The following is a 26938-nucleotide window of genomic DNA, read 5'->3' on the forward strand; positions in this document are numbered from 1 at the left end:
CACCCGCTGCAGATGGAAGGCCGCACTGGTTTGCAGGTCGCCCCATGGGGGGCCGGAACTCACGGGGTGTCATGTGCAACCCCCGTGCTACTCCAAGCGGAGGCTCTACATGCTCAAGAAATGCTTGTTGGCTTTGGCAATCGGCGCGGTTTTGTCAGCGTCGGCCGTGTTGGTGCCTGACTCCATTGGCGGTGCGTCCAGCGCGTATGCGAAGGATGGCGGTGGTGGAGGTGGCGGCGGCCATGGTGGCGGCGGTGGCGGTGGCGGTCATGGCGGCGGTGGGGGTGGTAGTGGTGGCGGCGGCGGCGGTGGCGGTGGTCACGGCGGCGGCAGCGGTGGTGGAGGTGGTCATGGTGGTGGCAGTGGAGGCGGCGGCAGTGGCGGGGGGGGAGGCCACGGCGGCAGCGGTAGCGGACACAGCGGCGATGGTGGCGGGCATGCCAGCTCAGGCCGTGGTGAAAGTGGACGCAATGGCGCCGATGATGGTGCCAACCATGAGGCCAACCATGAGGCCAACCATGAGGCCAACCATGAGGCCAACCACGAAGCGAATCACGAAGCGAATCACGAAGCGAATCACAGTGTTGGCGAGGCCCACGGTGTAGGGCATGGCGCAGATGATGGGGCCGATCATGATGTCGGCGATGATCATGGCGGTGACCGCACCTAGCATCTGAGTGGCCCGTGCCGGCCTCTTCGCGGGTAAACCCGCTCCCACAGGATCTTCACTGGCCTTGAAAGCAGTGGAATACCTGTAGGAGCGGGCTTGCCCGCGAAGAGGCCGGTACGGGCACTGCACATTTCAAATCGACAACCGTACCACCCGGTTATCCAGAACCTGCGATTCTTGCCCCCGCCTTTTGTTCACCACCAACTCGCCAATCGCAATCAGCCGGGTCCGGGTGATGTTGCGCGACAGCCCCAGCAACTGCGCGGTATGCACCTGGTTGTAATGGCAAAAACGGTAGGCCGAGCGCAGCAGGGCATTTTCGACCTTCTCGTACAGCCCCACAGGCTGCTCCTCGTACAATTGGCTAAATGCCCGCTGCAGCAGTTCCTCCGCAGCATTGCTGGCAGGCTCCTCCTGCCGTTCGATACGCAGGTTGGACAGCCGCAAATCCTGCGCCTGGATCACCCCGTCAGCACAGGTCAACAAACTGTGGTGAATGACGTTCTCCAACTCACGGATATTGCCCGGCCACGCATAATCAACCAGCTTGGCCTGGGCCGTCGGGCTCAGTTCCACCGGCCCATAGCCCAGCCGGTCGCTGTAGCTGCGAATAAAATGCCGCGCCAATGGCAGGATGTCACCTGGCCGGTCACGCAGCGGGTGCAACTGCAAGGTCACCACGTTCAGCCGGTAATACAGGTCTTCGCGAAAATGCCCGGCATTGATGGCCTTCTCCAGCTGCACGTTGGTCGCCGCCAGCACCCGCACATTGATCGGGATGCTTTTGCGTGAACCCAGCCGCACCACTTCGCGCTCCTGCAACACCCGCAGCAGCTTGACCTGGATCGGTAAGGGTAGGTCGCCGATCTCATCGAGGAACAGCGTGCCGCCGTCAGCCTCCTCGAACCAGCCGGCCTTGGCCGCCAGGGCGCCGGTGAAGGCGCCTTTTTCATGGCCAAACAGTTCGGCCTCCACCAGCGACTCGGAAAACGCCCCGCAGTTGACCGCGACGAATGGGCCGTTACGCCGGCCACTGAGGTTATGAATATGGCGTGCGACCAGCTCCTTACCCGTGCCGGTTTCGCCGATGATCAGCACGCTCGCCTCACTCGGCGCGACCTGTTGCAGGTGGGCGAGCAGCGCCTGTGACCTGGGGTCTTCGAAAACCTGTGCGGTCGCCCTGATCGAGGTGGCCAGTGTCGGGGACGGGGGGAGGGTCAGCAGTTGCATGGGCAATCCTCAGGAATAGAAGGAGGGGGCAGGGCGCTTGCCGTTGAGAGCCCACTCACCCAGTTCATGGATGCGGTAGTCCACCGGGTCGTGCAGGGTCTGTGTCCTCAGGTTGCGCCAGTGGCGGTCGAAGCGCAGCGAGGCGTGGGTAGCGCGGGCACCGGTGACCTCGAACAGCCGGTTGCAGATATCCAGGCCATGGCGGCTGGCGGCAACCTTGGCGGTGCCGATGGCCAGGGCCAGGTCGCCGCGTTCCTCTGCGCTCAAGGCATGCTCCTTGGCCCAGGCGCTATCGAGCTGGCGGGCAGCGCGTTCGATCAGCAAACGGACGCTTTCCAGGCCGACCAAGAACTCGCCGTAATGGCGCAGCACGTAAGGGTCTTCGGCAGTGGTGGTGGCGTTTGAGCGGAACCACGGCCGGCTTTCCTTAAGGGTGTACTGGCGGGCTTCCTCGTACGCGCCTTCGGCGATACCCAGGAACAGGTTGGCGAAATGCAGCTGCGCAATCAGCGGGCGCAAGGCGGCGAAGGGCGTGCTCAGCGGCCCTGGGTCAAGCAGCAGTTCAGTGTGCTCGACCCGCACCCGTTCAAACGTGGCGCTGCCGCTGTCGGTCTGGCGCTGGCCGATGTTGTGCCAGTCGCTGTGCAGGCTGATACCAGTACGGCCACTGGGGATCGCGGCGATCAGCAGCTTGCCGCCCGCGCGTTCGTCCACGGCGGAGGCGATCAGCATTTCCGAGTCGCTGGCACCGGAGCAGAAGCTCTTCTTGCCAGAGAACTCGCACCAACCTTCGCAGTGCTTGACCACGGTGCGTGTGTCCAGCGGGTTGAGGGCGTTACCCCAAAACCACTGCTTGCGCGCGGTCTGCTCGAACCACGGCTGCCATTGGTCTGGGCGCGAAAACAGGCGCACGGTGGCCAGCATCAGGTGATGGAAGCCGAAGACGTGGGCAATGGAGCTGTCTACCCGAGCGAACTCGCGCACCACTTCGAAGGTGTCGAACCAATTGGCGCCTTGGCCACCGAACGCCTGCGGGATAGTTAGCGACAACAGGCCGCTGTCACGCAGCGCGTCGCGCTCAGCCTTGGGCGTGCCACCGCGTTCGTCACGCTCGACAGCGGTCTGGGCGAACTGCCCAGCCAGCTCGCGGGCGATGGCCAGAGCAGGGCGTGGTGCCGTGTTAACCAGTACATTCATGGCCGCTCCTCAGGCGCTTTTGCGCAGCGCGTGGTGGGCGCGGAACAGTGGCACGGCACGTTCGGCGGCCAGGCGTATACGCGCGGCGAGGGCCTCGCTGGAAACGCGGTAGTCGGCCAGTTCCGCTTGGCTGGCAAACACACCAATCGGCAGCGTCAGGGCCTGGAGAAAGCTGAACAGCGGGCGCAACTGGTGATCGAGCACCAGCGCGTGGCGCTCACTGCCCCCGGTGGCGGCGAGCAGTACCGGGGTGTCGACCAGGGCGTCCTGGCCAATAAGGTCGAACAGGTGCTTGAAGTGGCCGGTAAAGCTGCCGCGGTACACCGGCGTGGTCACCACCAGCAGGTCTGCCTTTTCCACCAGCCGCAGTTGCTGCTCCACGGCCTCCGGCAGCTCGCTGCGCCACAGGGCACTGCCCAACGGGCGGGCAATGTCACCCAGGTCGATGAGGTGGGGCTTGATGTTCAGGTGTTCGGCCAGTTCCGCGAGGATCGCCTCGGTCAGGGCCAAGGTGCGCGAAGGGCGGGAAGTACCGCCAGACAGGGCGACGACATTCAATGGGGTGCTCATGGGCAAGTCTCCGGTTCGGGTTGAGCGGGGGACTTTGCTGGAGCAATCGTCGTGCCGTTTATAAAACCTATTTTAGATCAAATGGTTACGCGTTTTAGCGCCCGGGGCGATGTTGCCGTGCGGGCGCTGGCTGTTGATCGGGTGTTGCGCTGCAGACAGTTGGCCGGGTGTTGGCGGCTGTACAGTTGGGAGAGTTATAGAGGATTTGGTGGCTGCTAAAAAGAATAAGAAATTATATTCTTATTCCTGAATCTCCTTGTAAGGTGGAGGTTGCGCAGGTAGTCGTATTTTCTTGAGCACTGTAGCGCTATGACTGGACCGCTGTGGAACCTCAGTGCCATCGCCTCCAATCATTTACCGTGTTAATCACAGTGGTGTGACGTGGGGAAGTTGCACCGTGATCGAATAACCGTTACAAGCGGCGTCGTTGTGTATGGTCTTGTGGTACCGACCATTTTTGAAATGAAGCGCGATTCCGTCATCGACGGCATAGGCAGGATGGATGCGCTCATGGCAAACCAGTTGGACAAATGAGGTCTTACGACCCTTTTCTGAATTGAAGTGCGGGCACAGCGCGCCCTGGAGCAAGCCTAGCCCTCGGATCAGTGCAAATGTACCTCCAGAGTCGGAGTGACCGAAATCGAACCAGCATATGGCGCCCGCGCTGACGCCGCACAGCACCTTGCCGTTGTCCCTAGCCTGTTGCAAAAGATCGATGATGCCAAACTCTTGCCAGACGGCCAACATCGCACGAGTATTACCACCCGCGATGTAAATGATATCGGCCTTTTCAAACATCGATGAGGTCTTATACGTGTGCGCAAAGGGAGGGGTGAAGAATGTGAGAGACGTGACTGAACAGCCCGCGCTTGCATATTTGTTCTTGAAGTCGGATATCTTCAGGGGATCATCGCCATTGGCGGTAGAGATATAAAGAACCACGGGTGATGCTTTGCCCGTTAGCGCGATGATGTATTCGTCTATTGGCGTCATGGCCTTCTCATCGGCATTGGACTCACCGCCAACAACCACAATATCTGAAGTAATCACCTGTGACCCTGCTGTTTGGAAAAGACTATATTATTTCCACTGGAGATGCATGCTCGTCAAGCCCTGCAGTCGCCCGATATCGTGTTTCATCCCATCTGGCGGACACCCAGAGATTGACTCCTACCGTATTGTTGTTCATCGAATTATATTCTCATGGTCGGCAAGTGCATTTGGAATAATCGTGGTTGCCGGCTATGAAGGAAAGCCATTTGTAGGATTTTTACCGGCTTTGTCTGTAGTATAACTAAGAAATGTCCTATGCCAAATCACTTGCGCAGGATAGAGAATCAGCAAGACGACACCGTTTGTAACTCCAAAAGCTGAAGTTTCGACTCTTATCCTTAGTAGTGGGTCGAGCGGTATCTGCATACTGGTAGCGTAGTTGCAGGCTCCAAAAGTGCATTTTCGATGGGCTTGGGGCTAATGCCAGTCAGTTAGGGCCAAGGGGGCCGCTGCGCGGCCCATCGCAGGCAAGCCAGCTCCTACAGGTGAGCGAAATTCACAAGAAGTACGCTACTCCCGTAGGCACTGGCTTGTCGGGGCGGCGAACTGCTGCGATGGGCTGCATACAGCCCCAATTACAGCTTATGGTGATTAACCGAAGGGCATTAGGCCTGAGGCTTTTTATTCTTGAGTACCAGCCTGTGCGGATATCTGCTAATCAGACAGATTGCCAGTCCCAACAATCCCTTGCACAAACATCACCAGTTGCTCCCGCGCCATCATCACCGCCCCCCACTGCGCCTGCCCGCACAGCAGGCCCAGCACTGCATGGGCAATCGACCGTGCGCGGGCGGCAGGCAGCCCGCATTCGGCCGCGACAATGTCGCTGAGCAGCCCACTGTATTCGGCCTTCAACTGTTCCACCTGCAACACTTGCTCCTCACTCAGGTTGACCGCCTCGCGCGTCAGCAGGGTCAGCTTGTCTGGGTTGGCCTGGCTGTAGGCGACAAAGGCCTGGACGAAGCACTGCAAGCGCTCGCTGGTGGAGCGGGCGCCTTTGAGGCATTGTCGGGTTTCGTACAGCAAGTCGGCCAGGCTCGATTCGATCAGCTCGAACAATAGCCCTTGCTTGCTCTCGATGTGGTGGTACAGCGACCCGGCATGCAAGCCCAGGTGGCTGGCCAGGTCGCGCAGGCCGATGGCCTGGTAGCCGCGGCTGGCAAACAGCGTGCTGGCCGCCTCCAGCAGGCGATCCCGGGCTTGCGGGGCAGGTACGGGCGAGAGGCTGGAGGCGGGCATGGCGGGACCTTTCGGCGAATTGATGTTTGACCAAATGTAAGACAACAGGCATCTTACGTAAAGACTCAATCGCGGAGGTGTTGTGTGGATAATCAAACGGTGGTGATCGTAGGTGGCGCCTCGGGTCTGGGCCTGGAAACAGCTCGGCTGATGGCCAAGCGTGGCGCCGGCAAGATCGGCCTGATCGACCGAAATGAGCAGTTGTTGGTACAAGCAGCCGAAGCGTTGCGCGGGCAGGGTGTAGAGGTGGCCATCGCGGTCGGCGACATCGCCCGCAAGGACACCGCCCATGCCGCCTTCGCCGAAATTGTCGAAGCCCTGGGCCGGGTCCATTGCCTGGTCAACAGCGCGGCGATCTACCCGCGCCAGGACATCTTCGAGATCAGCGACGAAGAGTGGGACCTGGAGAACGCCGTCAACATCAAAGGCACCTACCACATGATGGTCGCCGCGGTGCGCCACATGCAGCAGTACGTGGCAGCGCCCGCAGTAACCGGGCGTATCGTCAACGTCACCTCCGTGGATGCCTTCAAGGCTCACCCCCAGAATGCCCATTACGCGGCAACCAAGGCCGCGGTCGTCAGCCTGACCAAATCGTTCGCCCAGGCCTGTGCCAAGGACCAGATCCTGGTCAACTCGGTGGCCCCGGCCGGCTTTGCCACCGAACGCGCCAAGCAACTGGGCTTCCTGGGCGAGCTGGCAGCTGCCAACCCGCTGGGCCGCGCTGCGGAGCCGGCAGAAATCGCCGAATGGATCGTGATGATGGGCAGCAGCCGCAACAGCTACGCCACCGGCGAAAACGTGATCGTCAGCGGAGGCTACATCTATGCCTGAAGTCGCTTTCCCCGAGGGCTACCAGCGCGCGCTGGTGACCGGGGCCACCAGCGGTATCGGCAAGGCGATCGTGCTGGCGCTGCGCGATGCGGGCCTGCAGGTCATCGCTGTGGGGCGCAGCCCCGAAGCCTTGGCAGAACTTGCCCGTGAGCCGGGCGTGACAACCCTGCAGGCAGACGTGCGTGACTACCGTGCGTTGAGTACCGCGCTGGAGGGGCTGCCGGTGGACGTGCTGGTGAACAATGCTGGCATTCTCTCGACCCGTGCCGCCTTCCAGGACATCGACGAGGCCGAGATCGACAACATGCTCGACATCAACCTCAAGGCGCCGCTGCACCTGACGCGCCAGGTGTTGCCGGGTATGCTCGAGCGGGGCAGGGGGCATCTGTTTTTCATCGGCTCCAGCGCCGGCCGCGCGCCGCACCCAGGGGCCGCGGTGTATGGCGCTTCCAAGGCTGGCGTGAGCCTGTTCTGCGATGCCTTGCGCTGCGACCTGCTGGGCAGTGGCGTGCGGGTGACCGAGATTGCCCCGGGCCGAGTACAGACCCAGCTGTACAAGACGGCGATGGGCATGCAGGCGGCGGGCAGTGAGCTGTATGACGGTTATGAGTCGATCCAGCCGGAGGACATCGCCCAGTTGCTGCTGGCGGCATTGAAGATGCCACGGCAGGTGGATGTGTCGCGGCTTGAAGTGTTCCCTACCGCACAGGCGGTGGGGGGTGGGCGGATGGTCAAGACAGCGGGTTGACCTGGGTGGCCTCTTCGCAGGTGTGTGGGAGCGGGTTTACCCGCGAAGAGGCCCTCGAAATCATTACAGAATTCCAGCCACAGATGCTTGACCACCTGTAAGACAACATATAACTTACATGAAGACCGTTTCAGCAGGTCGAGACAACTACAAAGCATTGCAGGGGATATGACGATGACTGCGACATCATGCCGGGTCGGCGTGGACATAGGCGGGACCTTCACCGATATCGCGCTGGATGTGGACGGCGTGCTGCATTCGACCAAGATCCTGACCGACTACGAGCTGCCCGAGCGGGCCATCCTCACCGGCGTGCGCCAGGTGGTGGAGCAGGCTGGCCTGGCCCTTTCGGACATCGATCAGCTGATCCATGGCACCACCCTGGCCACCAACGCGCTGATCGAGCGCCGCGGTGCACGCACTGCCTTCATCACCACCGAAGGCTTGCGTGACACCCTGGAGATGCGCACCGAAAACCGCTTTGAGCAGTACGACATCAACATTGTCCTGCCGCCGCCACTGATCGACCGCGAACACCGCTATACCCTGCGTGAACGCCTGGACGTCAAAGGCCGGGTGCTGATCGCCCCCGAGCAGGCCGAGATCGACGCGCTGGTCGAGCGCATCGCCGAAGGTGATTACCAGAGCGTGGCCATCGGCTTCATCCACAGTTATGTCAACGGCGCCCACGAGCGTCAGCTGCGCGACGCGCTGCAGGCACGTCTGCCGCAGCTGTCAATCTCGATTTCCAGCGAAGTCTCACCGCAGATGCGCGAGTTCGAGCGCTTCAACACCGTGTGTGCCAACGCCTACGTCAAGCCGTTGATCAAGTCCTACCTCGACCGCCTGGTGGTGACCCTCAAGCAAGAGGGCGCCGATTGCCCGGTGTTCATGATCCACTCCGGTGGCGGCATCATCTCGGTGCAAAGCGCTGCCGAGTTCCCGGTGCGCCTGGTGGAGTCGGGGCCAGCCGGTGGTGCGATTTTCGCCGCTGATATCGCGCGCCGTTACCAATTGCAAAACGTGCTGTCGTTCGACATGGGCGGCACCACGGCGAAGATTTGCCTGATCGAGGAGCAGGTGCCGAAAACCGCCAAGACCTTCGAAGTGGCCCGCACCTATCGCTTCAAGAAGGGCAGTGGCATGCCGATCTCCATCCCGGTGGTGGAAATGGTCGAGATCGGCGCTGGCGGCGGTTCGATCGCCAGCATCGACAGCATGCGCCAGATTCGCGTCGGCCCGCACAGCGCCGCTTCCGAACCCGGCCCGGCCTGCTACGGCCGTGGTGGCCTGGAGCCGACCATTACCGACGCCAACCTGCTGCTCGGCCGCCTGGATGCCGACAACTTCGCAGGTGGCGCCCTGCGCCTGTCTAGCGACAGCGCCGCCAATGCCATGGCCCGGGTGATTGGCCAACCACTGGGCATCGCGGCTGACACGGCCGCCTTCGGCGTGTGTGAAGTGGTCGACGAAAACATGGCCAACGCCGGCCGCGTACACGCCGTGGAAAGCGGCAAAGACATTGCCGACTACACCATGATTACCTTCGGCGGCGGCGGCCCGCTGCATGCAGCGCGGCTGTGCGAGAAGATGGGCGTGTCACGCTTCATCGTCCCGGCCGGTGCGGGGGTGGGCTCGGCCATCGGCTTCCTGCGGGCACCGTTCGGCTACGAAGCTGTGCGCAGTGCGTTCGTGCGCTTGTCCGAATTCGATGCCGCGCGTGTCAACGATTTGATCGCAGAAATGAAAGCCGAGTCGCTGGGCTTCCTGCGCCAGGGCATGCCCGAGGGGGAGCCGGAGATGGATTGCACCGCGTTCATGCGTTATGTCGGCCAGGGTTGGGAAATCCCCGTTGCGCTCCCGTTCAAGCCCTTCAGCAATGCCGATACCGCGCAGTTCAAACGCCTCTTCGAAGACGCCTACACGCGCTTCTTCGGTCGCCCGATCGAGGGGCCAGACATCGAGATCGTCAGCTGGTCGGTCAAGGCCAGTTCGCCCCTGCCGCCGGTGCAGCAAGTGGAAGAGGTCAAGGCCTCCTACCGCGCCCAAGAGCAGGCCAAGCGCCCAGTGTTCGATGTGGCTGCCGGTGGTTTCGTCGAGGCCGGCATTCACCCGCGCGAAGCGCTGCAGGTGGGTGCCCGCGTCGACGGCCCGGCGATCATCGTCGAGCGCGAAACCTCGACCTTCGTCACCTCCAACTTCACCGCCACGGTCCAGCCAGACGGCTGCCTGCTGGTCGTGCGCCGCTAACGCCTGATTCGGAAGCCAGAACCATGAGCGATACGTTGATCGACATTCAAATGCAGGTGATGTGGAACCGCCTGGTCTCGGTGGTCGAAGAGCAGGCGCTGACGTTGATCCGCACCGCCTTCTCCACCAGTGTGCGCGAGGCGGGCGACCTGTCTGCCGGCGTCTTCGACCGCGCCGGCAACATGCTGGCCCAGGCGGTCACCGGTACGCCGGGCCACGTCAATACCATGGCCGAGGCAGTGGCGCACTTCATCAATGACATTGGTGAGGGCAACATCTTCGAAGGTGACGTCTATGTGACCAACGACCCGTGGAAGGGCACGGGCCACCTGCACGACATCACCATCGTTTCGCCGTCCTTCTACAAGGGCAGGCTGATCGGCTACTTCGCCAGCACTGCCCATGTGGTGGATATCGGTGGCCGAGGCTTCGGCCCGGATGCACGCGAGGTGTATGAAGAAGGCCTGTTCATCCCGATCATGAAGCTGTTCGAGCGTGGCAAGGTCAACCGCGACCTGATCAACATCCTGCGCAACAACGTGCGCGAGAACGACCGCGTCGTGGGTGACTTCTACGCCTTGTCGGCATGCAACGAAACCGGCCACAAGCGCCTGCTCGACATGCTCGACGAGTTCCAGCTGGATGACCTGGAGCACATTGGCGGTTTCATTCTGGAACACAGCCGCCGCGCCACGCTGGAATGCTTCAAATCGCTGCCCTACGGCACCTACAGCAACAGCATGACCTTGGACGGCTATGACGTGCCGGTGACCCTGGCGGTGACCCTCACCGTTGGCCCCGATGGCATCAAGAGCGACTTCACCGGCACCTCGGGCATGAGCCAGTTCGGCATCAACGTGCCCCTGGGCTACGCCAAGGCCTATGCCTGCTATGGGCTCAAATGCATCGTTGCGCCGGAGATCCCCAATAACACGGCCTCGCTGGCGCCGTTCGAGGTCACTGCGCCCGAGGGTTGCATCCTCAATGCCAAGCACCCGGCGCCGGTGTCGGTGCGTCACGTACTGGGCCACTTCGTACCAGACTTGGTGCTAGGGGCGCTGCACAAGTGCCTGCCGGGCAAGGTCCCGGCAGAAGGCGCCAGTGCGCTGTGGAACCTGCACTTGAGCGTGCGCCCGCTGGAGAGCAACCCAAGTGGGCGCAACGCCGAGATGCTGATGTTCAACAGCGGTGGCATGGGCGCGCGCTCGGCGATGGATGGGCTGAGCGCCACGGCATTCCCCAGCGGCGTGCACACCATGCCAGTGGAGGCCACCGAGCATGCTGGCCCCGTGGTGGTCTGGCGCAAAGAGCTGCGTGAGGGCTCGGGTGGCGCGGGTCAGCTGCGCGGCGGCCTGGGCCAGGAAATTGAAGTGTCGGCGGCTGAGGGTTACAGCTTCCGCTTCAGCGCCATGTTCGACCGCATTCAGCATGCTGCCCGCGGCCTTGAAGGTGGGCAGGCCGGTGCCGAAGGCTACGTCGGCCTGGATGACGGCACCCTGCTGCGCGGCAAGGGCCAGCAGTTCGTCCCCGCAGAGCGCCGCCTGGTGCTGCGCCTGCCCGGGGGCGGCGGCTATGGCGACCCGCGTCAGCGCGACCGCCAGCAGGTCGAGCGGGACGTGCGCTTTGGCTACATCAGCGCCGAACAGGCGCGTGACGACTACGGCTTCGATGCCGCACAGGAGCGCTAGACCATGGATGTGCAAAGCAGCCGCGTACGCGCGGTAAAAAGCTCGCCGAGCATGGCCGTGTCGGTATTGGCCAAACAGATGCTGGCCCAGGGCGAGCCGGTGATCAACCTGAGCCTCGGCGAGCCGGACTACAACGTCCCGGGCCATGTCATCGAGGCCGCGCACCAGGCGATGCTGGCCGGCAACAACCACTACACCGGGCCCAACGGCCTGGAGGTGCTGCGCCAGGCCATCGTCGACAAGTTCGCCCGGGAAAACGACCTGGCCTATGGCCTGGATGAGATCTGCGTCGGCAACGGCGCCAAACAGCTGCTGTTCAATGCCTTCCTGGCCACCCTTGAGCCGGGTGACGAAGTGATCACCCCGGCGCCGTACTGGGTGTCGTACACCGACATGGCGATGCTCAACGGCGGCGTACCCAAGGTCATCCCATGCGATGCGGCGCAGGGCTTCAAGCTCAAGCCTGAGCAGCTGGAGGCGGCCATCAGCCCGCGCACCCGCTGGCTGATGCTGAATTCGCCGAACAACCCGAGCGGGGCGATCTTTACCCGTGAGGAGTTCGCTGCGCTGGGCGAGGTACTGGACCGTCACCCCCATGTGCTGGTGATCTCCGATGAGATCTACGAGCACATCGTCCTCGGCGACCAGCCCTTCGTGTCCTTTGTCACGGCGTGCCCGCAACTGCGCGAGCGCACCTTGCTGATCAACGGGGTGTCCAAGGCCTATGCCATGACCGGCTACCGCCTGGGCTACGCGGCAGGCTCCAAAGACTTGGTCGTGGCGATGAACAAGACCCAGTCGCAGACTACAACCTGCCCGTCGAGTATTTCTCAGTTGGCAGCGGTGGCGGCCCTCAATGGCCCGCAGGACTTCGTCCGCGAGGCCAACCGCGAGTACCAGGCGCGGGGTGCGCTGGTGGTGCGCGGGCTGGCCGACATCAAGGGGCTTAGCCTGCAAATGCCGCAAGGGGCGTTCTATGCCTTTCCCAATGTCGCGGCGTTCATGGGCAAGCGCACGCCAGATGGTCAGGTGATCGCCAACGATGCCGACCTGTCGGCCTACTTGCTGCGGGTCGGCAAGGTGGCCACCGTGCCAGGCTCGGCCTTCGGCCTGGAACCCTACATACGCCTGTCGTTCGCCACGTCGCGGCAGGAACTGGAACAAGCCCTGGGGCAATTGCGCGACGCGTTCGCGGCCTTGTCCTGAGCCCTTGCAGACAAAGAGGTAATACATGAGCAAGCCATTCAAACGCCTGCTGATCACCGGCGCCGCCGGGCGCCTGGGCAGCGTGCTGCGCAAGCACCTGGCAGCCTTTGCCGATGAGTTGCGCCTGACCGATATCGCTGACCTGGGCCACGCGGCGCCGCACGAGCAACTGATCCGCTGCGACTTGGCCAACTTCAACGATGTGCTGCCGCTGACCGAAGGCGTCGATGCCATCGTGCATGCCGGTGGCGTGCCGCTCGAAGACACCTTCGACAAGATCCTCAACGGCAACATCGTCGGCACCTACAACATCTACGAAGCGGCCCGGCGCAATGGCGTGAGGCGGGTGGTATACACCAGCTCCAACCATGCCATCGGTTTCTACGACCGCACCGAGACCATCGACGCCACCGCCGCGCATCGCCCCGACAGCCTGTACGGCGTCAGCAAGTGCTTCGCCGAGGACCTGGGCCGCTATTACTGGGACAAGTTCGGCATCGAGTCGGTGAACCTGCGCATTGGCTCGTCGTTCCCCGAGCCTCTGGACCGACGCATGCTCGCCACCTGGCTGTCGTTCGACGACTTTGCCCAGCTTACCGAACGCTCGCTGCTGGCGCCGCGGGTCGGGCACATGATCGTCTACGGCATGTCGGCCAACCGCGAAAGCCTGTGGGACAACCGCCTGGCGTCGTCGCTTGGCTACGTGCCGAAGGACAGCGCCGACAGCTACCGCGACAAGGTGCTGGCCGAGCACCCGCCGCTCGACCCGAACGAGCCTGCAGCGCGCTACCACGGCGGCAACTTCGCTGGCGCCGGGCACTACGAAGACCCGAAATAACCTGTAGCGGCCTCATCGCCGGCAAGCCGGCTCCCACAGGGACGGCGCCGAGCCAGAACTGTGCGCTGTACTTGTGGGAGCCGGCTTGCCGGCGATGAGGCCAGTACAGGCAAACCTTCATGCCTTGATCTTCGCAACATCAGAAGAGAGCTTATTCCATGGCTTCTACCGCTAAACAACACAACTACGATGTGGTGATCGTCGGCGGCGCGGTCAACGGCAGTGCCACCGCCTACTTCCTGGCCAATAACCCGGACTTCAAGGGTTCGGTACTGGTTATCGAGCGCGACTGGACCTACAACAAGTCGGCCACCGCGCTGTCGAGCAGCTCGATCCGCCAGCAGTTTTCCAACCCGATCAACATCGAAATCTCCAAGTTCGGCGCCGAGTTCGTGCGCAACTTCCCCGAGGTGATGGCGGTGGATGGCGACCGTCCGGACCTCGCCTTCCACGAGAACGGCTACCTGTTCCTGGGCGACGACAAGGGCTATGAAGTGCTGCGCCGGTTGCACGACACCCAGGTCTCGCATGGCGCCGATGTGCATTTGCTCGACCCTGAGCAGCTCCAGCGCAAGTTCCCGTGGGTGAACATCGACAGCCTGGCCGGGGCCAGCTACGGCCAGAGTGGTGAAGGCTGGTTCGACAGCCTGGGCATGCTCAACGGCTTCCGGCGCAAGGCGCGCGCGATGGGCATCGAGTACATCGAGAACGAGGTGGTGGGCATCCAGCGCGAAGGCGATCGCATCACCGCGGTGCAACTGGCCAGTGGCGAGCGTATCGGTTGTGGCCTGCTGGTCAACTGCGCCGGCACCCGGGGCACCAAGGTGGCGCGCATGGCCGGCCTGGACATCCCGGTCGAGCCACGCCGTCGCTCGCTGTTCGTGTTCGACTGCCGCACCCCGCTGCAAGGCACCGTGCCGCTGACCATCGACCCGACCGGGGTGTTCTTCCGCCCCGAGGGCAAGTTCTACCTGGGCGGCACCTACCCGAAAAACGACCCGGAAGTGGACTTCGAAGACTTTGATGTACTGCACGAAGAGTTCGACGAAGAAGTCTGGCCGATCCTCGCCGAGCGCGTACCTGCCTTCGAGGGCATCAAGGTGGTCAACTTCTGGGCCGGTCACTACGACTTCTGCGTGCTCGACCATAACGCCATTGTCGGGCCGCACAACGAGGTCAGCAACTTCCTGTTCTGCAACGGCTTCAGTGGCCATGGCCTGCAACAGGCGCCGGCCATCGGCCGTGGGTTGTCCGAGCTGATCACCTATGGCAGCTACCGCTCGCTGGACCTGGGCGCGCTGTCCTACCAGCGGGTCATCGACAACAAGCCGTTTTTGGAAGACTCGGTCATCTGATTGCACTGCCTGAGGAGAACAACAATGAGTAACGCTGAAGTGAAGCGCAGTGGCGGTCAGGTACTGGTCGATGCCTTGCGGGTGAACGGCGTGGAGCGCGCCTTCTGTGTGCCGGGTGAAAGCTACCTGGCGGTGCTCGACGCCCTGCATGATGTGCAGGACGAAGTTGACCTGATCGTCTGCCGCCAGGAGGGTGGCGCGGCTTACATGGCCGAGGCCTACGGCAAGCTCACCGGCAAGCCGGGTATCTGCTTCGTTACCCGTGGCCCTGGTGCCACCAATGCCTCGGTCGGCGTGCACACCGCCTTCCAGGACTCTACGCCGATGCTGCTGTTCATTGGCCAGGTGGCCCGTGACCAGATTGAGCGCGAAGCCTTCCAGGAGGTGGATTACCGGCGCATGTTCGGCCAGATGGCCAAGTGGGTGGTGCAGATCGACGATGCGGCGCGCATCCCTGAACTGGTCAACCAGGCCTTCCAGCGCGCCATCAGCGGCCGCCCGGGGCCGGTGGTGATCGCGCTGCCGGAAGACATGCTCACCGATTTGGTGCAAGTTGCCGATGCACGCCCGGCGCAGCGTGTGGAGGCGGCCCCGGCGCCTGCTGCGCTGGATGAGCTGCAAGCCTTGTTGGCCAAGGCGAGTAAGCCTCTGGTCATCGCCGGCGGGGGCGGTTGGAACGATCAGGCCGTGGCTGACCTCAAGCGTTTCGTGCAGGCACAAAACCTGCCGCTGGCGGCGTCATTCCGCTGCCAGGACCTGTTCGACAACACCGACCCGCATTACGCCGGCGACCTCGGCCTGGCAGCCGGGCCGGTACTGGTCGATGCGGTGAAGCAATCGGACCTGCTGATCGTGGTCGGTGCACGGCTGGGTGAGATGACCACAGGTGGCTACGCCCTGGTCGATATCCCCACGCCCAAGCAGGCGTTGGTGCACGTGCATGCGAGCGCGGAGGAAATCGGCCGTGTCTATCAGCCGACCTTGGGGATCAATGCCGGCCCTGCCAGCTTCCTGAGCCAGGCTGCGGCGCTGCCAGCCGTGCAGCCGCACGCCTTCGGTGACTGGAGCGCCAGCCTCAACAGCGGCTATCGCGGCAACTTCGAGACGCCGCGCTCGCCCGGCGCTGTGCAGATGAGCGAAGTGGTTGCCTGGCTGAACAAGACCTTGCCAGCCGACAGCATCCTCACCTGCGGTGCTGGCAACTACACCGGTTGGGTGCACCGGGGCTACCAGCATCGGGTGTTCCGCACCTTGCTCGGGCCAACCAATGGCTCAATGGGCTATGGCGTGCCCGCAGCCGTGGCGGCCAAGCTGACCTACCCGCAGCGCACTGTGGTGGCGTTCGCGGGTGATGGTTGCTTCCTGATGAATGGCCAGGAGTTGGCCACGGCGGCGCATTACGATGCGCGGGTGATCACCGTGGTGGTCAACAACGGCATGTACGGCACCATCCGCATGCACCAGGAACGAACCTACCCCGGCCGCGTGAGTGGCACCGAGCTGCACAATCCGGACTTCGCTGCGTTGGCTCGCGCCTATGGCCTGCATGGCGAAACCGTCACCCGCACCGAAGATTTTGCGGGTGCCTTCGAGCGCTGCCAGGCATCGGGTAAACCGGCCCTGATCGAGGTGCAGGTCGACCCTGAAGCCTTGACCCCGCGCATGACCCTCAGCCAGATCCGCGACAAGGCCCTGCAGGCCAAGCGCTGATTTCGCCTCAGGTGGGGCGCCGTTCGGCCCCCACCTTTTTTCTTACTCGAACGAGCCAATCGACATGAAACTTGCCGATCACGATCTGCTGCGTGAAGTGTGCTACATCGACGGGAAATGGCAGGCGGCCGACAGCGGTCAGCGTATCGCCGTGACCAACCCGGCCAACGGCGAAGTGCTTGGCCATGTGCCGCGCATGGGCGTAGACGAAACTCGCCGCGCCATTGCCGCCGCTGAGCGTGCCTTGCCGGCCTGGCGGGCACTCACCGCCAAGGAGCGCGCTGCCCGGCTGCAGGCCTGGTTCCGCGAGATCCTCGCGCACCAAGAAGACCTGGCGCGCATCATGACCGCCGAGCAGGGCAAGCCGCTGGCCGAGTCCCGCGGCGAAATCGCATTTGCCGCCGCCTACGTCGAGTTCTATGCCGAGGAGGGCAAACGCATTTATGGCGATGTCATTCCGTCGCCCAGTGCTGATCGGCGGTTGATCGTGACCAAGGAGCCAATCGGTGTGTGCGCAGCGATCACACCGTGGAACTTCCCGGCCGCCATGATCACCCGCAAGGCGGCCCCGGCATTGGCGGCGGGTTGCACGCTGGTGCTCAAGCCGGCCTCGCAGACACCCTTCAGCGCCCTGGCGCTTTGCGTGCTGGCCGAGCGGGCGGGTATTCCCGCCGGTGTGTTCAGTGTGGTCACCGGCGACTCCGCCGCCATTGGTGGTGAGCTGACGGCCAGCCCGGTAGTGCGCAAGTTGTCGTTTACCGGTTCGACGCCGATTGGCATTCAGTTGCTGCAGCAGTCGGCAGCGACGGTGAAGAAAGTGACCCTGGAGCTGGGTGGCAACGCGCCTTTTATCGTGTTCGATGATGCTGACCTCGAAAAGGCGGTGGAGGGTGCGTTGATCGCCAAGTTTCGCAACAGCGGGCAGACCTGCGTGTGTGCCAACCGGTTCTACATCCAGGACGGGATTTACGCGCGTTTCGTCGAGCGCTTTGCCGAACGGGTGCGTGAGCTGGTGGTAGGGCAGGGTGATGCCCCAGGCACTCAGGTCGGGCCCATGATCGATGGGCGCGCCGCCCAGGGCGTCGAGCTACTGGTGGGCGATGCGGTGGAGGGCGGTGCGCGGGTGGTGACCGGTGGTCGGCGGCATGCGATGGGCGAGGCGTTCTTCGAGCCGACCTTGCTGGCGGATGTAACGCCCGACATGCGGGTGGCGCGTGAAGAGATTTTCGGGCCGGTGGCGCCGATTTTCCGCTTCAGCACTGAAGAGGAAGTGATCGCCCAGGCCAATGACACCGAGTTCGGCTTGGCTTGCTATGTGTATGCGCGGGATGTCGGGCGGGTGTGGCGGGTGTCCGAGGCGCTGGAGTATGGGATGGTTGGCGTGAACGTCGGGGTGGTGGCGACCGAAGTGGCGCCGTTTGGTGGGGTGAAGGCGTCGGGCTTGGGCAGGGAAGGTTCGCGGTACGGGATCGAGGATTACCTGGAGATCAAGTACGTGTGCCTGGGGCTTTGAGCTTTTAAATCACGGACAGGGTATCCCACTGTAGGAGCAGCCTTGTGCTGCGAAGAGGCCGGTAAAAGCAGCGAAGATCTGCTGTTTTGTCACGGGCCTCTTCGCAGCACAAGGCTGCTCCTACAGTGAAGCGTATTGCGTAAGGCAGGTCAGGCCTTGCTGTCGAGCAACCGCTGATACCGCGACAGGCTTTCTTCCAAGTGCTTGCGCAGCGCCGTGCGCGCACTGTTCACATCACCCATGCTGATCGCCGAAAGAATCGCGCCATGCTCGCGGCCGATCTTCTTGATATGCGCCTGGCGGTTCTTGCCGGTCACCTGGCCATGCTTGAGGTTGAGGTCAAGGATGATGTCTGGCCCCAGCGCTTCCAGCAGTTGGGTGAAGTGCGGGTTGTTGGTGGCGCGCGCGATGGCCAGGTGGAACTCGAAATCGGCCTTGGCTTCTTCCTCTTCCGTGGCCCCATCCAGCGAGTTGAAGCGGTCGAACGCTTCGGTGATCGCGGCCATGCTGGCCGGGCTGCGGCGTTCGGCAGCGCGGGCAACCGACTCGGTTTCAATCCCCAGGCGCAGCTCCAGAATCTGGGCGGCGGCGCGGACGTCATCGACCACGCTGTCGATGGCAAAGCCGATGCGCTTGACGTCTTGTTCGACCACGAACACGCCCACGCCCTGGCGCGCGATCAGGCGCCCGCCCAGGCGCAAGGAGGCCACGGCTTCGCGGACTACCGGGCGGCTGACGTTGAATTCCTTGCACAGCTCTTGCTCGGAGGGCAGCTTGGCCCCCGGGCCGTAGGTGCCATTGTCGATCCGGCTGGAAAGCTCCTGGATCACGGTTTCCGCCAGGTTGGCGCGACGCGTTCCTAACGACGCATTCATAAACAAGTTGCTCCTGAAACTGATTGGCTCATCACGGTGGTTCTCCGGCAGGTTGCGCGCAGCCCTCAAGCCTGTTGGGGCGGGATCCTTAGCCAACCCGCGGTGATGTTATGGGCATATGTTATCAAACATCTGACTAGGTAGCCTGAACGGGCGTTCCGGTCAGCTCGTATCGTTCGTCGTTGCGCAGCTTTTTTACCCGTTGCCGTAGCATACACCCATTGACAGTTGCCTGCTGACTGTTATCTTACAAGTGCGATGGCGTACCGGCCAAATCGCAAGCGGTAATCGATGTCGAGGTTCGTCCAATGACTACTGGGAGCTGAGCATGAATAACAACAAGGCAGGGCGTTCAACCCTTGCGACCGCGGTAACGTTGCTGATGGCCATGGGGACGGCAAACGCAGCAGACAGTGAAATTGTCAGGATCGGCTTCGCCGGCCCCCTGACCGGGCCATCGGCACACCAGGGACAGGACGTCGAACATGGTATCCAGATCGCGCTGGAAGAGGCCAACCAGCAGCAACTGAAGATCGGTGACAAGGTCGCGCAGTTCAAGCTGGTGTCCGAAGATGACGTGGCCGACCCACGCACCGGCACCGCAGTGGCCCAGCGCCTGGTGGACTCGAAGGTGGCAGTGGTGATCGGCCATTACAACTCTGGCACCAGCATCCCCGCCTCGAAGATTTACGCCGCCGCCGGCATCCCGCAGATCTCGCCCTCGGCCACCAACCCGGCACTGACCCGCCAAGGCATCCCTTCGGTGTTCCGTGTGGTCAACGATGATGCCACCCTGGGCCGCTATGCCGGCAACTACCTGGTGGGCAAGCTCGAGGCCAAGCGCATCGCCATCTTCGACGACCGCACGGCCTACGGCCAGGGCCTGGCCGACGAAGTGACCAAGGCGGTCAAGGCAGCAGGCGGCAACGTGGTGGTGCGTGAATACACCAACGACAAGTCCACCGATTTCAACGCCATCCTCACCACCGCCAAGGCGCAAAAAGCCGATGCGGTGTTTTTCGCGGCCCTCGACTACCAGGCCGCGCCCATGGCTAAGCAGATGAAAAACCTGGGCCTGAAGGCGCGCTTCATGAACATCGGCAACCTGCCCAACGATTCGTTCAAGCAGATGGCCGGCAGCGCCGCCGAAGGCACTTACGCCTGGAACTACGGCACGCCGCTGCTGGAAATGCCCAAGGGTGCGGCCTTCGAGCAAAAGCTTAAGGACAAGTTCGGGGTTGGCGTGGTGCAGTCCTCGCCAGCCGCCTACGACGCCACTTGGGCGGCCATCAGCGCGATGGTCAAGGCCGGCTCCGCCGACCCCAAAACCTACCTGCCGGTGCTCAAGCGCGAAAGCTATGACGGCGTGACCGGCACCATCGCCTTCGATGACCAGGGCAACCTCAAGAGCCCGGCAGCGACGGTGTTCCAGTTTGCCGACGGCGGCTGGAAGACCCTCTCGGTCGAGCGCGATTGACCGCCGCTGCGGTACACCCATAACAAGCAGGCCTGCGCCTGCGACATAACAAGAAGACTTTTCCCACCTGCCAGGCCAGTCGGTCGCGTGGCGCAGTATCGCTGCGCGCCGACGTCAACGCAGTTTCGAGGATTCAGCTCGTGGACGGTAATTTCGATATCTTGTTGCAACAGGTCCTCAACGGCCTGGTGCTGGGCAGCATCTACGCCCTGGTAGCCCTGGGCTACACCATGGTCTACGGCATCATCGGCCTGATCAACTTCGCCCACGGCGAAGTGGTGATGGTCGGTGCCATGGTGACCATTTCGGTACTGACGATGCTGGCGGGCGCAGGCTTCGCCCCCGGCATCATCACCTTGCTGCTGGCGATCATGGCCGCGGTGGTGGTGTGCATGCTGCTGGCCCAGGGCATGGAAAAGTACGCCTACCGACCCCTGCGCAAAGCGCCCCGGCTGACGCCGCTGATTCTCGCCATCGGCATTTCCATTGTCCTGCAGAACCTGGCGATGATGATCTGGGGGCGGGGTTACAAGACCTTCCCTGAGGTGGTTGAGACCCAGCCGATAGACGTGTTCGGCGCCACGGTCACCAACGTACAGCTGTCGATCATGCTGATTGCTGTGGTGATCATGCTCGGCCTCTGGCTGCTGGTGGACAAAACCCGCCTGGGCAAAGCCATGCGGGCCACCGCGCAAAACCAGGAAGTGGCTGGCCTGATGGGCATCAACATCAACCGGGTGATCAGTGCGACCTTCCTGATCGGTGCCAGCCTGGGTGCGATCGCCGGGGTCATGCGCGCAATCAACTACGGCCAGGCCGACGCCTACATGGGCTTGTTGCTGGGTCTCAAGGCCTTCTCGGCGGCGGTGCTTGGCGGTATTGGCAACCTGTTCGGCGCAATGGCCGGCGGCCTGTTGCTGGGGCTGATCGAGTCCCTGGCGGCAGGGTACACCGGGCAGATCACCGGCGGTTTCCTGGGGGCCAACTACCAGGACATCTTTGCCTTCGCGGTGCTGATCCTGGTGCTGTTGTTCCGCCCCAACGGGCTGCTTGGCGAACGCCAGGCCGACCGGGCGTAAGGAGGTGCACCCTATGAAAAACCTCAAGACGCAATACCTGCTGCTGATCCTCGGTTTCGTCGCCTTGCCGTTTTTGGTCGAAGCCATCCCGATGCTGGGCCCCACCTGGGTGCGCATCCTCGGCTTCGCCATGCTCTACGTGCTGCTGGCGCTGGGCCTGAACATCGTGATCGGCTATGCCGGCCTGCTCGACATGGGTTACATCGGCTTCTATGCCATCGGCGCCTACCTGTATGCCTTGCTGGCTTCACCGCACCTGCACATGGCCGGGCTCGTGGAGGGTGTGCTGGACTGGCCGCTGTGGATGATCATCCCGCTGGCGGCGGTTGCCGCTGCCATCTGCGGCGTGCTGATCGGCGCACCGGTGCTCAAGTTGCGCGGCGACTACCTGGCCATCGTTACCCTCGGCTTCGGCGAGATCATCCGCATCTTCATGAACAACCTGGATCAGCCGGTGAACCTCACCAACGGCCCCCAGGGCATCAGCAACATCGCACCGCTGCACGTGGACGGTGGCCCCTGGATGCATGCCGTGGGCGAGGCGCCGGCGCCCTTGCTGTCGCTGCAGCAGAGCTGGAGCCTGCTCGGCCTGAACGTCTCGCCGGTGGTCAGCTACTACCTGTTCTTCCTGTTCATCGTCATCCTTTGCATCGTGCTGTCCAAGCGCCTTGAAGTCTCGCGCATCGGCCGCGCCTGGATGGCCCTGCGCGAGGATGAAGTGGCGGCCGAAGCCATGGGCCTGAACAAGCGCAACCTGAAACTGTTGGCGTTCGCCATGGGGGCGACCTTTGGTGGTGTGTCCGGGGTGCTGTTCTCCAGTTACCAGGGCTTCGTCAGCCCTGAGTCGTTCACCCTGATGGAGTCGATCATGGTGCTGGCAATGGTGGTGCTGGGCGGCATGGGCTCGATTCGCGGCGTGGTGCTGGGGGCGTTGATCCTGTCGGTGATGCCTGAGCTGTTCCGCGATCTGGTCAACTGGGTTCAGCCCTGGGTCATGGACAACGTCACCTTCATCAGCCGCGACATCCTGCGCAACGTGCTGGATGCCTCGACCCTGCGCATGCTGGTATTTGGCTTGGCGCTGATCTTGGTGATGCGTTTTCGCCCCGAGGGCCTGTGGCCGTCTGACCGGCGCCGCGCCGAGCTGCACGATGACGACCCGGAGCCTGCGCCCGCGACTGACGTTTCCTTCGAACTCCCAGCCAAAGAGGTGGGCAAGGCATGAGCGACGTACTTCTCGAACTGCATCAGGTGAGCAAGTTCTTTGGCGGCCTGCAGGCGTTGCACGGCATCGACCTGAGCATCCGCCGGGGTGAGATCCGTGGTTTGTTAGGCCCCAATGGTGCCGGCAAGACCACGCTGTTCAACGTGCTCACCGGGCTGTACCGGGCCGAGCAGGGGCGGGTGATGTTCGATGGCAAGCCCTTGCGCATCAGCAAGCCGCATAAGGTGGTGGAGGCCGGTATCTCGCGGACGTTCCAGAACATCCGCCTGTTCCACAACATGACTGCCCTGGAGAACGTCATGATCGGCCGCCACGTGCGCACCCGCAGTGGGGTGTTCGGCGCCATCCTGCGGACCCCGGCCTGCGTGCGCGAAGAGCGTGAAATCCGCCAGGCTGCGCGGCACTGGTTGAATTACGTGGGCATTGCCCACCTGGCTGGTGAGCTGGCCAAGAGTTTGTCCTATGGTGACCAGCGCCGCCTGGAAATCGCCCGGGCCTTGGCCACTGAACCCAAGCTGATCGCCTTGGACGAACCGGCGGCGGGCATGAACGCGTCGGAAACCGAAGGCCTGCGCCAACTGATGTGCAAGATGCAGGCGGACGGCAAGACGGTGCTGTTGATCGAGCATGACGTGAAGTTAGTGATGGGCCTGTGCGATCACATCACCGTGCTGGAGTTCGGCCGCAAGATCGCCGATGGCCTGCCGGCCGATGTGCGCAAGGACCCACGGGTGATCGAGGCGTACCTCGGTGCGGAGGCAGTGGCATGAAGAACATCCTGCAAGTGAGCGACCTCAAGGTCAGCTATGGTGCGATACAGGCCATCAAGGGCATCGACCTGCGGGTGGGTGAGGGCGAGATGGTCGCCTTGATTGGCGCCAACGGTGCCGGCAAGACCACCACCCTGAAGACCCTGGCCGGCCTGTTGAAACCGACTGACGGCACGATCACTTTCGACGGTAAGGCCCATGCATCTATCAAAGGCCATGACCTGATCCGCGAAGGCCTTGCGCTGGTGCCGGAAGGGCGGGGTATTTTCCCCAAGCTGACCGTGCACGAAAACCTGGAGATGGGCGCCTTCACCCGACGCGACGGCAAGGACGCCATCGGTGCCGATATCGAGCGCATGTATGGGATTTTCCCGCGGCTGAAAGAGCGTGCGCACCAATTGGCTGGGACCATGTCGGGCGGCGAGCAGCAGATGCTGGCCATCTCCCGCGCGCTGATGGGGCGGCCCAAACTGTTGCTGCTGGACGAGCCGTCGATGGGGCTGGCGCCGATCATCGTGCAGAAGATCTTCGAGACCATCGTCGAGGTGGTCAAGGGGGGCGTTACGCTGTTGCTGGTGGAGCAGAATGCCCGGCTGGCGCTGCAGACCTGCCAGCGCGCCTATGTGATCGACGGCGGGCGCATCAGCCTTGAAGGCTGCGCCAAAGAGCTGCTGCATGACGACCAGGTGAAGAAGGCTTACCTAGGGGAATGATTGCCTGACGTTAGACGGGTTGCGAGTGCATGTCGGAGGGGGGAGGGCAGACAGGTGCCTGTCTTGGGGTATGCGGTGGGGCATCTATCGAGCGCCGCCCGCGCGGCGCATCGCGAGCAACGCTCGCTCCTACGTTTGTTTTTGGCCAGTAACGCCTGTGACAGGCGTGCGCGACCGCTTTGTTTGTTCGGCGCGATATTGAGCCATACGCCAAGGCGGTCGCGCGCGCTTGCCCCAGGAATAACTGGCCCGAAACAAACGTAGGAGCGAGCGTTGCTCGCGATGCGCCGCGCGGGCGGCGCTCGATCTCATAGGCGCTGCAAATCCCATGGCGAACCCCTAGCAACCCATCGCCACATCCACCCCTAACTGTGCGGCACTGCCTTGGTCGCCGCATTGCCCGCATATTCAGGCTTCAAGTGCCCCTGCTCATCCAGCAGGTACGCATCCATCACCTCGCGCACCACCGGCCCCGCCACACGCCCGCCCGCTTCGCCGTTCTCGATCATCACCGCCACCACCACGCTTGGGTGATCGGCCGGTGCGAAGCCGACGAACAGGGCGTTGTCGCGATGCCGTTCCAGGGTCTTGTTGCGGTTGTAACGCTCGCCTTGCTTGATCGCCACCACCTGCGCCGTACCGCTCTTGCCGGCGATGCGGTACTGGGCGCCGGCCGCTGAGGCGCGGGCGATGCCGCGGGGGTCGTGCATGACCATTTGCATGCCTTGGCTGACCTGGTCCCAGGCGCGTTTGTCATGCAGCACGATGTCGGGCATCGGGTTGGGGTCGACCGGGGTCTCGCCACCCACCGTCATGGCCAGGTGCGGACGGTGCCATACACCCTTGCTCGCCAGCAGACTGGTGGCCTGGGCCAATTGCAGCGGGGTGACCTGCATGTAGCCCTGGCCGATCCCCAGGATCAACGTCTCGCCCGGGAACCAGGCCTGGCGGCGCGTGGCGCGCTTCCATTCGGCGGAGGGCATCAGCCCGGACGCTTCCTCGAACATGTCCAGCGACACCTTCTGCCCCAGGCCGAATTCAGCCATGTAGTCGTGCAGGCGCTCGATCCCCAGCTTGTGCGCGAGGTCGTAGAAGTAGGTGTCGTTGGACCGCATGATGGCGGTGTACATGTCTACCCAGCCGTCACCGCTGCGGTTCCAGTTGCGGTATTTGTGTTCATAGTTGGGCAGCTCGTAGTAGCCCGGGTCGAACACCCGGCTGCCAGGGGTGATCACGCCACTGTCCAGGCCGGCGATGGCCACTTCCGGCTTGACCGTCGAGCCCGGCGCATACAAGCCGCGCAGCACGCGGTTAAACAGCGGCCGGTCAATGGAGTCGCGCAGGGCGGCGTACTGCTTGAAGCTGATGCCTTTGACGAACAGGTTGGGGTCGAAGCTTGGGTTGCTGACCATCGCCAGCACGTCGCCATTGGCTGGGTCCAGCACCACCACCGAACCACGGCGGTCGCCCAGGGCCTTTTCGGCCGCCAGTTGCAAGTGGCTGTCCAGGCTCAGGATGATGTCCTTGCCGGGGATCGGGGCCTTGTGGTTGAGCACGCGCATGACCCGGCCCTGGGCGTTGGTCTCAACTTCTTCGTAGCCCACCTGGCCGTGCAGTTGGCTTTCGTAGAAGTGCTCGATACCGGTCTTGCCGATCGATTGCGTGCCGCGATACTCGGTGCTGTCGAGGGTCTTGGCTTCTTTCTCGTTGATGCGCCCGACATAACCCACCGAATGGGCGAAATGCTCGGCCAGCGGGTATTCGCGGATGAACTGCGGCTCTACCTCAAGGCCGGGCAGGCGGAACTGGTTGACCGCAACCAGGGCGATCTGTTCTTCGTTGAGGCCGACCATCAGGGTGACCGGCTCGAAGGGTTTGCGGCCGCGGCGCAGGTCCTTGTCGAACTGCCGGCGGTCATCCTCCGAAAGGCTCAACACCTGCGCCAGGGTATCCAGCACCTTGGCCGAGTCGCCGGCCCGCTCACGGGTCATGGTCAGGTCGAAACTGGGCTTGTTGTCGGCCAGCACCACACCGTTGCGGTCGTAGATCAGCCCGCGCTCAGGGGCGATGGGCAGCACGTGCACGCGGTTGTTTTCCGACACGGCGCTCTGCTGGTCATGTTGCAGCACCTGCAGCACATAAAGGCGGCCCACGAGGACGGCGACCAGGGTGAAGACCAGGGTGGCGCAGGCGATCAGCCGGCGGTTGACCAGGTGCTTTTCCTTTTCGTGGTCCTTGAGGGGGATGGGTTGCGGCATGGGTGGCTCTGTGGGGTGGCGGTGTGGCCGGGCGGCGGCCCCGGGGCCGGCGATGCTACGCAACCCCTCCCTTTCGCTCAAGGCAGGCAGCCTTGGCCGGGGGCTGGCGATCAGCTGTTGGCCCCGGTATCAGGGTGTTGACGGCGAACATGAAGATTTGTTCATGCCTGCGCTCGGATGGCTGCGCAGAGGGGGCGTGGAAGGGTGTTTGTGGATCCACAAACAACTGCTGTGCGATAAGCGAACGAAATAATCATAAGGTAATAAATTAATAAGATATTGAAAAATAACGGATTATTGTATTAATTCGTTGTGCGATTACCGCATTGTGTCGTCGGATTGATGTTTAGCAAATCACACACGGTTGTCTGTGGATCCATTATCTGGTTGATTAGCGCCTGACGACGGCCAGCCCTCCGGCCGTGCGCGACGACAATTAC

General features: G+C 62.8%; 23 protein-coding genes. 14 read left to right on the top strand and 9 right to left on the bottom strand.

What is annotated here, in order from left to right; translation table 11 throughout:
• Positions 1-154: 154 nt before the first annotated feature.
• The 7 genes from LOY53_RS26850 to LOY53_RS10240 all read right to left on the bottom strand — a co-directional run bounded on the left by LOY53_RS26850 (position 155) and on the right by LOY53_RS10240 (position 5959).
• Positions 155-397 (bottom strand): hypothetical protein, encoded by a 243-nt coding sequence (locus LOY53_RS26850; protein ID WP_408981358.1) that lies wholly within the window; start codon positions 395-397, stop codon positions 155-157.
• Between the two features lie 48 nt (positions 398-445).
• Entirely contained in the window at positions 446-652 is a 207-nt protein-coding gene (locus LOY53_RS26855) for a hypothetical protein (RefSeq protein ID WP_408981359.1), read from the bottom strand.
• A gap of 150 nt (positions 653-802) precedes the next feature.
• On the bottom strand, positions 803-1900 hold the full coding sequence (sfnR, locus tag LOY53_RS10220) for a sigma54-dependent transcriptional activator SfnR (protein WP_252823598.1): 1098 nt from the start codon (positions 1898-1900) through the stop codon (positions 803-805).
• A 9-nt stretch (positions 1901-1909) separates the two neighbouring features.
• The gene (locus LOY53_RS10225; RefSeq protein WP_252823599.1) at positions 1910-3097 is read right to left on the bottom strand and encodes an acyl-CoA dehydrogenase family protein; all 1188 of its coding nucleotides are present in this window, start codon (positions 3095-3097) and stop codon (positions 1910-1912) included.
• A 9-nt stretch (positions 3098-3106) separates the two neighbouring features.
• The gene (gene msuE / locus LOY53_RS10230; RefSeq protein WP_258703962.1) at positions 3107-3667 is read right to left on the bottom strand and encodes an FMN reductase; all 561 of its coding nucleotides are present in this window, start codon (positions 3665-3667) and stop codon (positions 3107-3109) included.
• Between the two features lie 366 nt (positions 3668-4033).
• Positions 4034-4717, bottom strand: a complete 684-nt coding sequence (locus LOY53_RS10235) for a Type 1 glutamine amidotransferase-like domain-containing protein (RefSeq protein WP_252823601.1) — start codon at positions 4715-4717, stop codon at positions 4034-4036.
• Between the two features lie 657 nt (positions 4718-5374).
• Positions 5375-5959, bottom strand: a complete 585-nt coding sequence (locus LOY53_RS10240; protein ID WP_252823603.1) for a TetR/AcrR family transcriptional regulator — start codon at positions 5957-5959, stop codon at positions 5375-5377.
• Positions 5960-6043: 84 nt separating this feature from the next.
• Between LOY53_RS10240 and LOY53_RS10245 the strand changes: the two genes are divergently transcribed.
• The 9 genes from LOY53_RS10245 to LOY53_RS10285 all read left to right on the top strand — a co-directional run bounded on the left by LOY53_RS10245 (position 6044) and on the right by LOY53_RS10285 (position 18101).
• Positions 6044-6793: an SDR family NAD(P)-dependent oxidoreductase gene (locus LOY53_RS10245; protein ID WP_238217048.1), complete on the top strand. Its 750-nt coding sequence runs from the start codon at positions 6044-6046 to the stop codon at positions 6791-6793.
• Positions 6786-7541 carry an SDR family oxidoreductase gene (locus LOY53_RS10250; RefSeq protein ID WP_252823605.1) on the top strand — a complete coding sequence of 252 codons (756 nt, stop codon included), beginning with the start codon at positions 6786-6788 and terminating at the stop codon, positions 7539-7541. Before LOY53_RS10245 ends, LOY53_RS10250 begins: the two co-directional genes overlap by 8 nt.
• Positions 7542-7715: 174 nt before the next feature.
• A complete protein-coding gene (locus tag LOY53_RS10255) occupies positions 7716-9791 on the top strand; it encodes a hydantoinase/oxoprolinase family protein (protein ID WP_258703963.1) in 2076 nt (691 codons plus the stop codon).
• 23 nt (positions 9792-9814) lie between these two features.
• On the top strand, positions 9815-11479 hold the full coding sequence (locus LOY53_RS10260) for a hydantoinase B/oxoprolinase family protein (protein ID WP_252823609.1): 1665 nt from the start codon (positions 9815-9817) through the stop codon (positions 11477-11479).
• A 3-nt stretch (positions 11480-11482) separates the two neighbouring features.
• The gene (locus LOY53_RS10265; protein WP_258703964.1) at positions 11483-12685 is read left to right on the top strand and encodes a pyridoxal phosphate-dependent aminotransferase; all 1203 of its coding nucleotides are present in this window, start codon (positions 11483-11485) and stop codon (positions 12683-12685) included.
• A 25-nt stretch (positions 12686-12710) separates the two neighbouring features.
• Entirely contained in the window at positions 12711-13523 is an 813-nt protein-coding gene (locus tag LOY53_RS10270) for an NAD(P)-dependent oxidoreductase (RefSeq protein ID WP_252823613.1), read from the top strand.
• Positions 13524-13681: 158 nt separating this feature from the next.
• Positions 13682-14878: an FAD-binding oxidoreductase gene (locus LOY53_RS10275; protein WP_252823615.1), complete on the top strand. Its 1197-nt coding sequence runs from the start codon at positions 13682-13684 to the stop codon at positions 14876-14878.
• A gap of 24 nt (positions 14879-14902) precedes the next feature.
• Positions 14903-16588, top strand: coding sequence for a thiamine pyrophosphate-binding protein (locus tag LOY53_RS10280; protein WP_252823617.1), 1686 nt, complete (start codon positions 14903-14905; stop codon positions 16586-16588).
• A 64-nt stretch (positions 16589-16652) separates the two neighbouring features.
• Positions 16653-18101 carry an NAD-dependent succinate-semialdehyde dehydrogenase gene (locus tag LOY53_RS10285; RefSeq protein ID WP_258703965.1) on the top strand — a complete coding sequence of 483 codons (1449 nt, stop codon included), beginning with the start codon at positions 16653-16655 and terminating at the stop codon, positions 18099-18101.
• Positions 18102-18250: 149 nt separating this feature from the next.
• Here the strand turns inward: LOY53_RS10285 and LOY53_RS10290 are convergent, their stop codons facing one another.
• On the bottom strand, positions 18251-18976 hold the full coding sequence (locus LOY53_RS10290) for a FadR/GntR family transcriptional regulator (RefSeq protein ID WP_238217066.1): 726 nt from the start codon (positions 18974-18976) through the stop codon (positions 18251-18253).
• Between the two features lie 328 nt (positions 18977-19304).
• Here LOY53_RS10290 and LOY53_RS10295 point away from each other — a divergent pair, with 328 nt between their 5' ends.
• The 5 genes from LOY53_RS10295 (at position 19305) to LOY53_RS10315 (ending at position 24240) form a co-directional block, all read left to right on the top strand.
• Complete coding sequence (locus LOY53_RS10295; protein ID WP_252823620.1) at positions 19305-20453, top strand: branched-chain amino acid ABC transporter substrate-binding protein; 1149 nt, start codon at positions 19305-19307, stop codon at positions 20451-20453.
• Positions 20454-20593: 140 nt separating this feature from the next.
• A complete protein-coding gene (locus tag LOY53_RS10300) occupies positions 20594-21532 on the top strand; it encodes a branched-chain amino acid ABC transporter permease (RefSeq protein ID WP_238217070.1) in 939 nt (312 codons plus the stop codon).
• Between the two features lie 13 nt (positions 21533-21545).
• The gene (locus LOY53_RS10305; RefSeq protein WP_258703966.1) at positions 21546-22757 is read left to right on the top strand and encodes an ABC transporter permease subunit; all 1212 of its coding nucleotides are present in this window, start codon (positions 21546-21548) and stop codon (positions 22755-22757) included.
• On the top strand, positions 22754-23527 hold the full coding sequence (locus LOY53_RS10310; RefSeq protein WP_238217074.1) for an ABC transporter ATP-binding protein: 774 nt from the start codon (positions 22754-22756) through the stop codon (positions 23525-23527). Before LOY53_RS10305 ends, LOY53_RS10310 begins: the two co-directional genes overlap by 4 nt.
• The gene (locus LOY53_RS10315) at positions 23524-24240 is read left to right on the top strand and encodes an ABC transporter ATP-binding protein (protein ID WP_238217077.1); all 717 of its coding nucleotides are present in this window, start codon (positions 23524-23526) and stop codon (positions 24238-24240) included. The genes LOY53_RS10310 and LOY53_RS10315 overlap by 4 nt, the downstream gene beginning before the upstream one ends.
• Positions 24241-24605: 365 nt before the next feature.
• On the opposite strand, the gene mrdA is transcribed toward LOY53_RS10315, so the two are convergent.
• Complete coding sequence (mrdA, locus tag LOY53_RS10320) at positions 24606-26498, bottom strand: penicillin-binding protein 2 (protein WP_238217079.1); 1893 nt, start codon at positions 26496-26498, stop codon at positions 24606-24608.
• Positions 26499-26938 lie beyond the last annotated feature (440 nt).

Origin of the sequence: Pseudomonas sp. B21-031 (assembly GCF_024748985.1) — a bacterium.
Taxonomy (GTDB): Bacteria; Pseudomonadota; Gammaproteobacteria; order Pseudomonadales; family Pseudomonadaceae; genus Aquipseudomonas; species Aquipseudomonas kermanshahensis.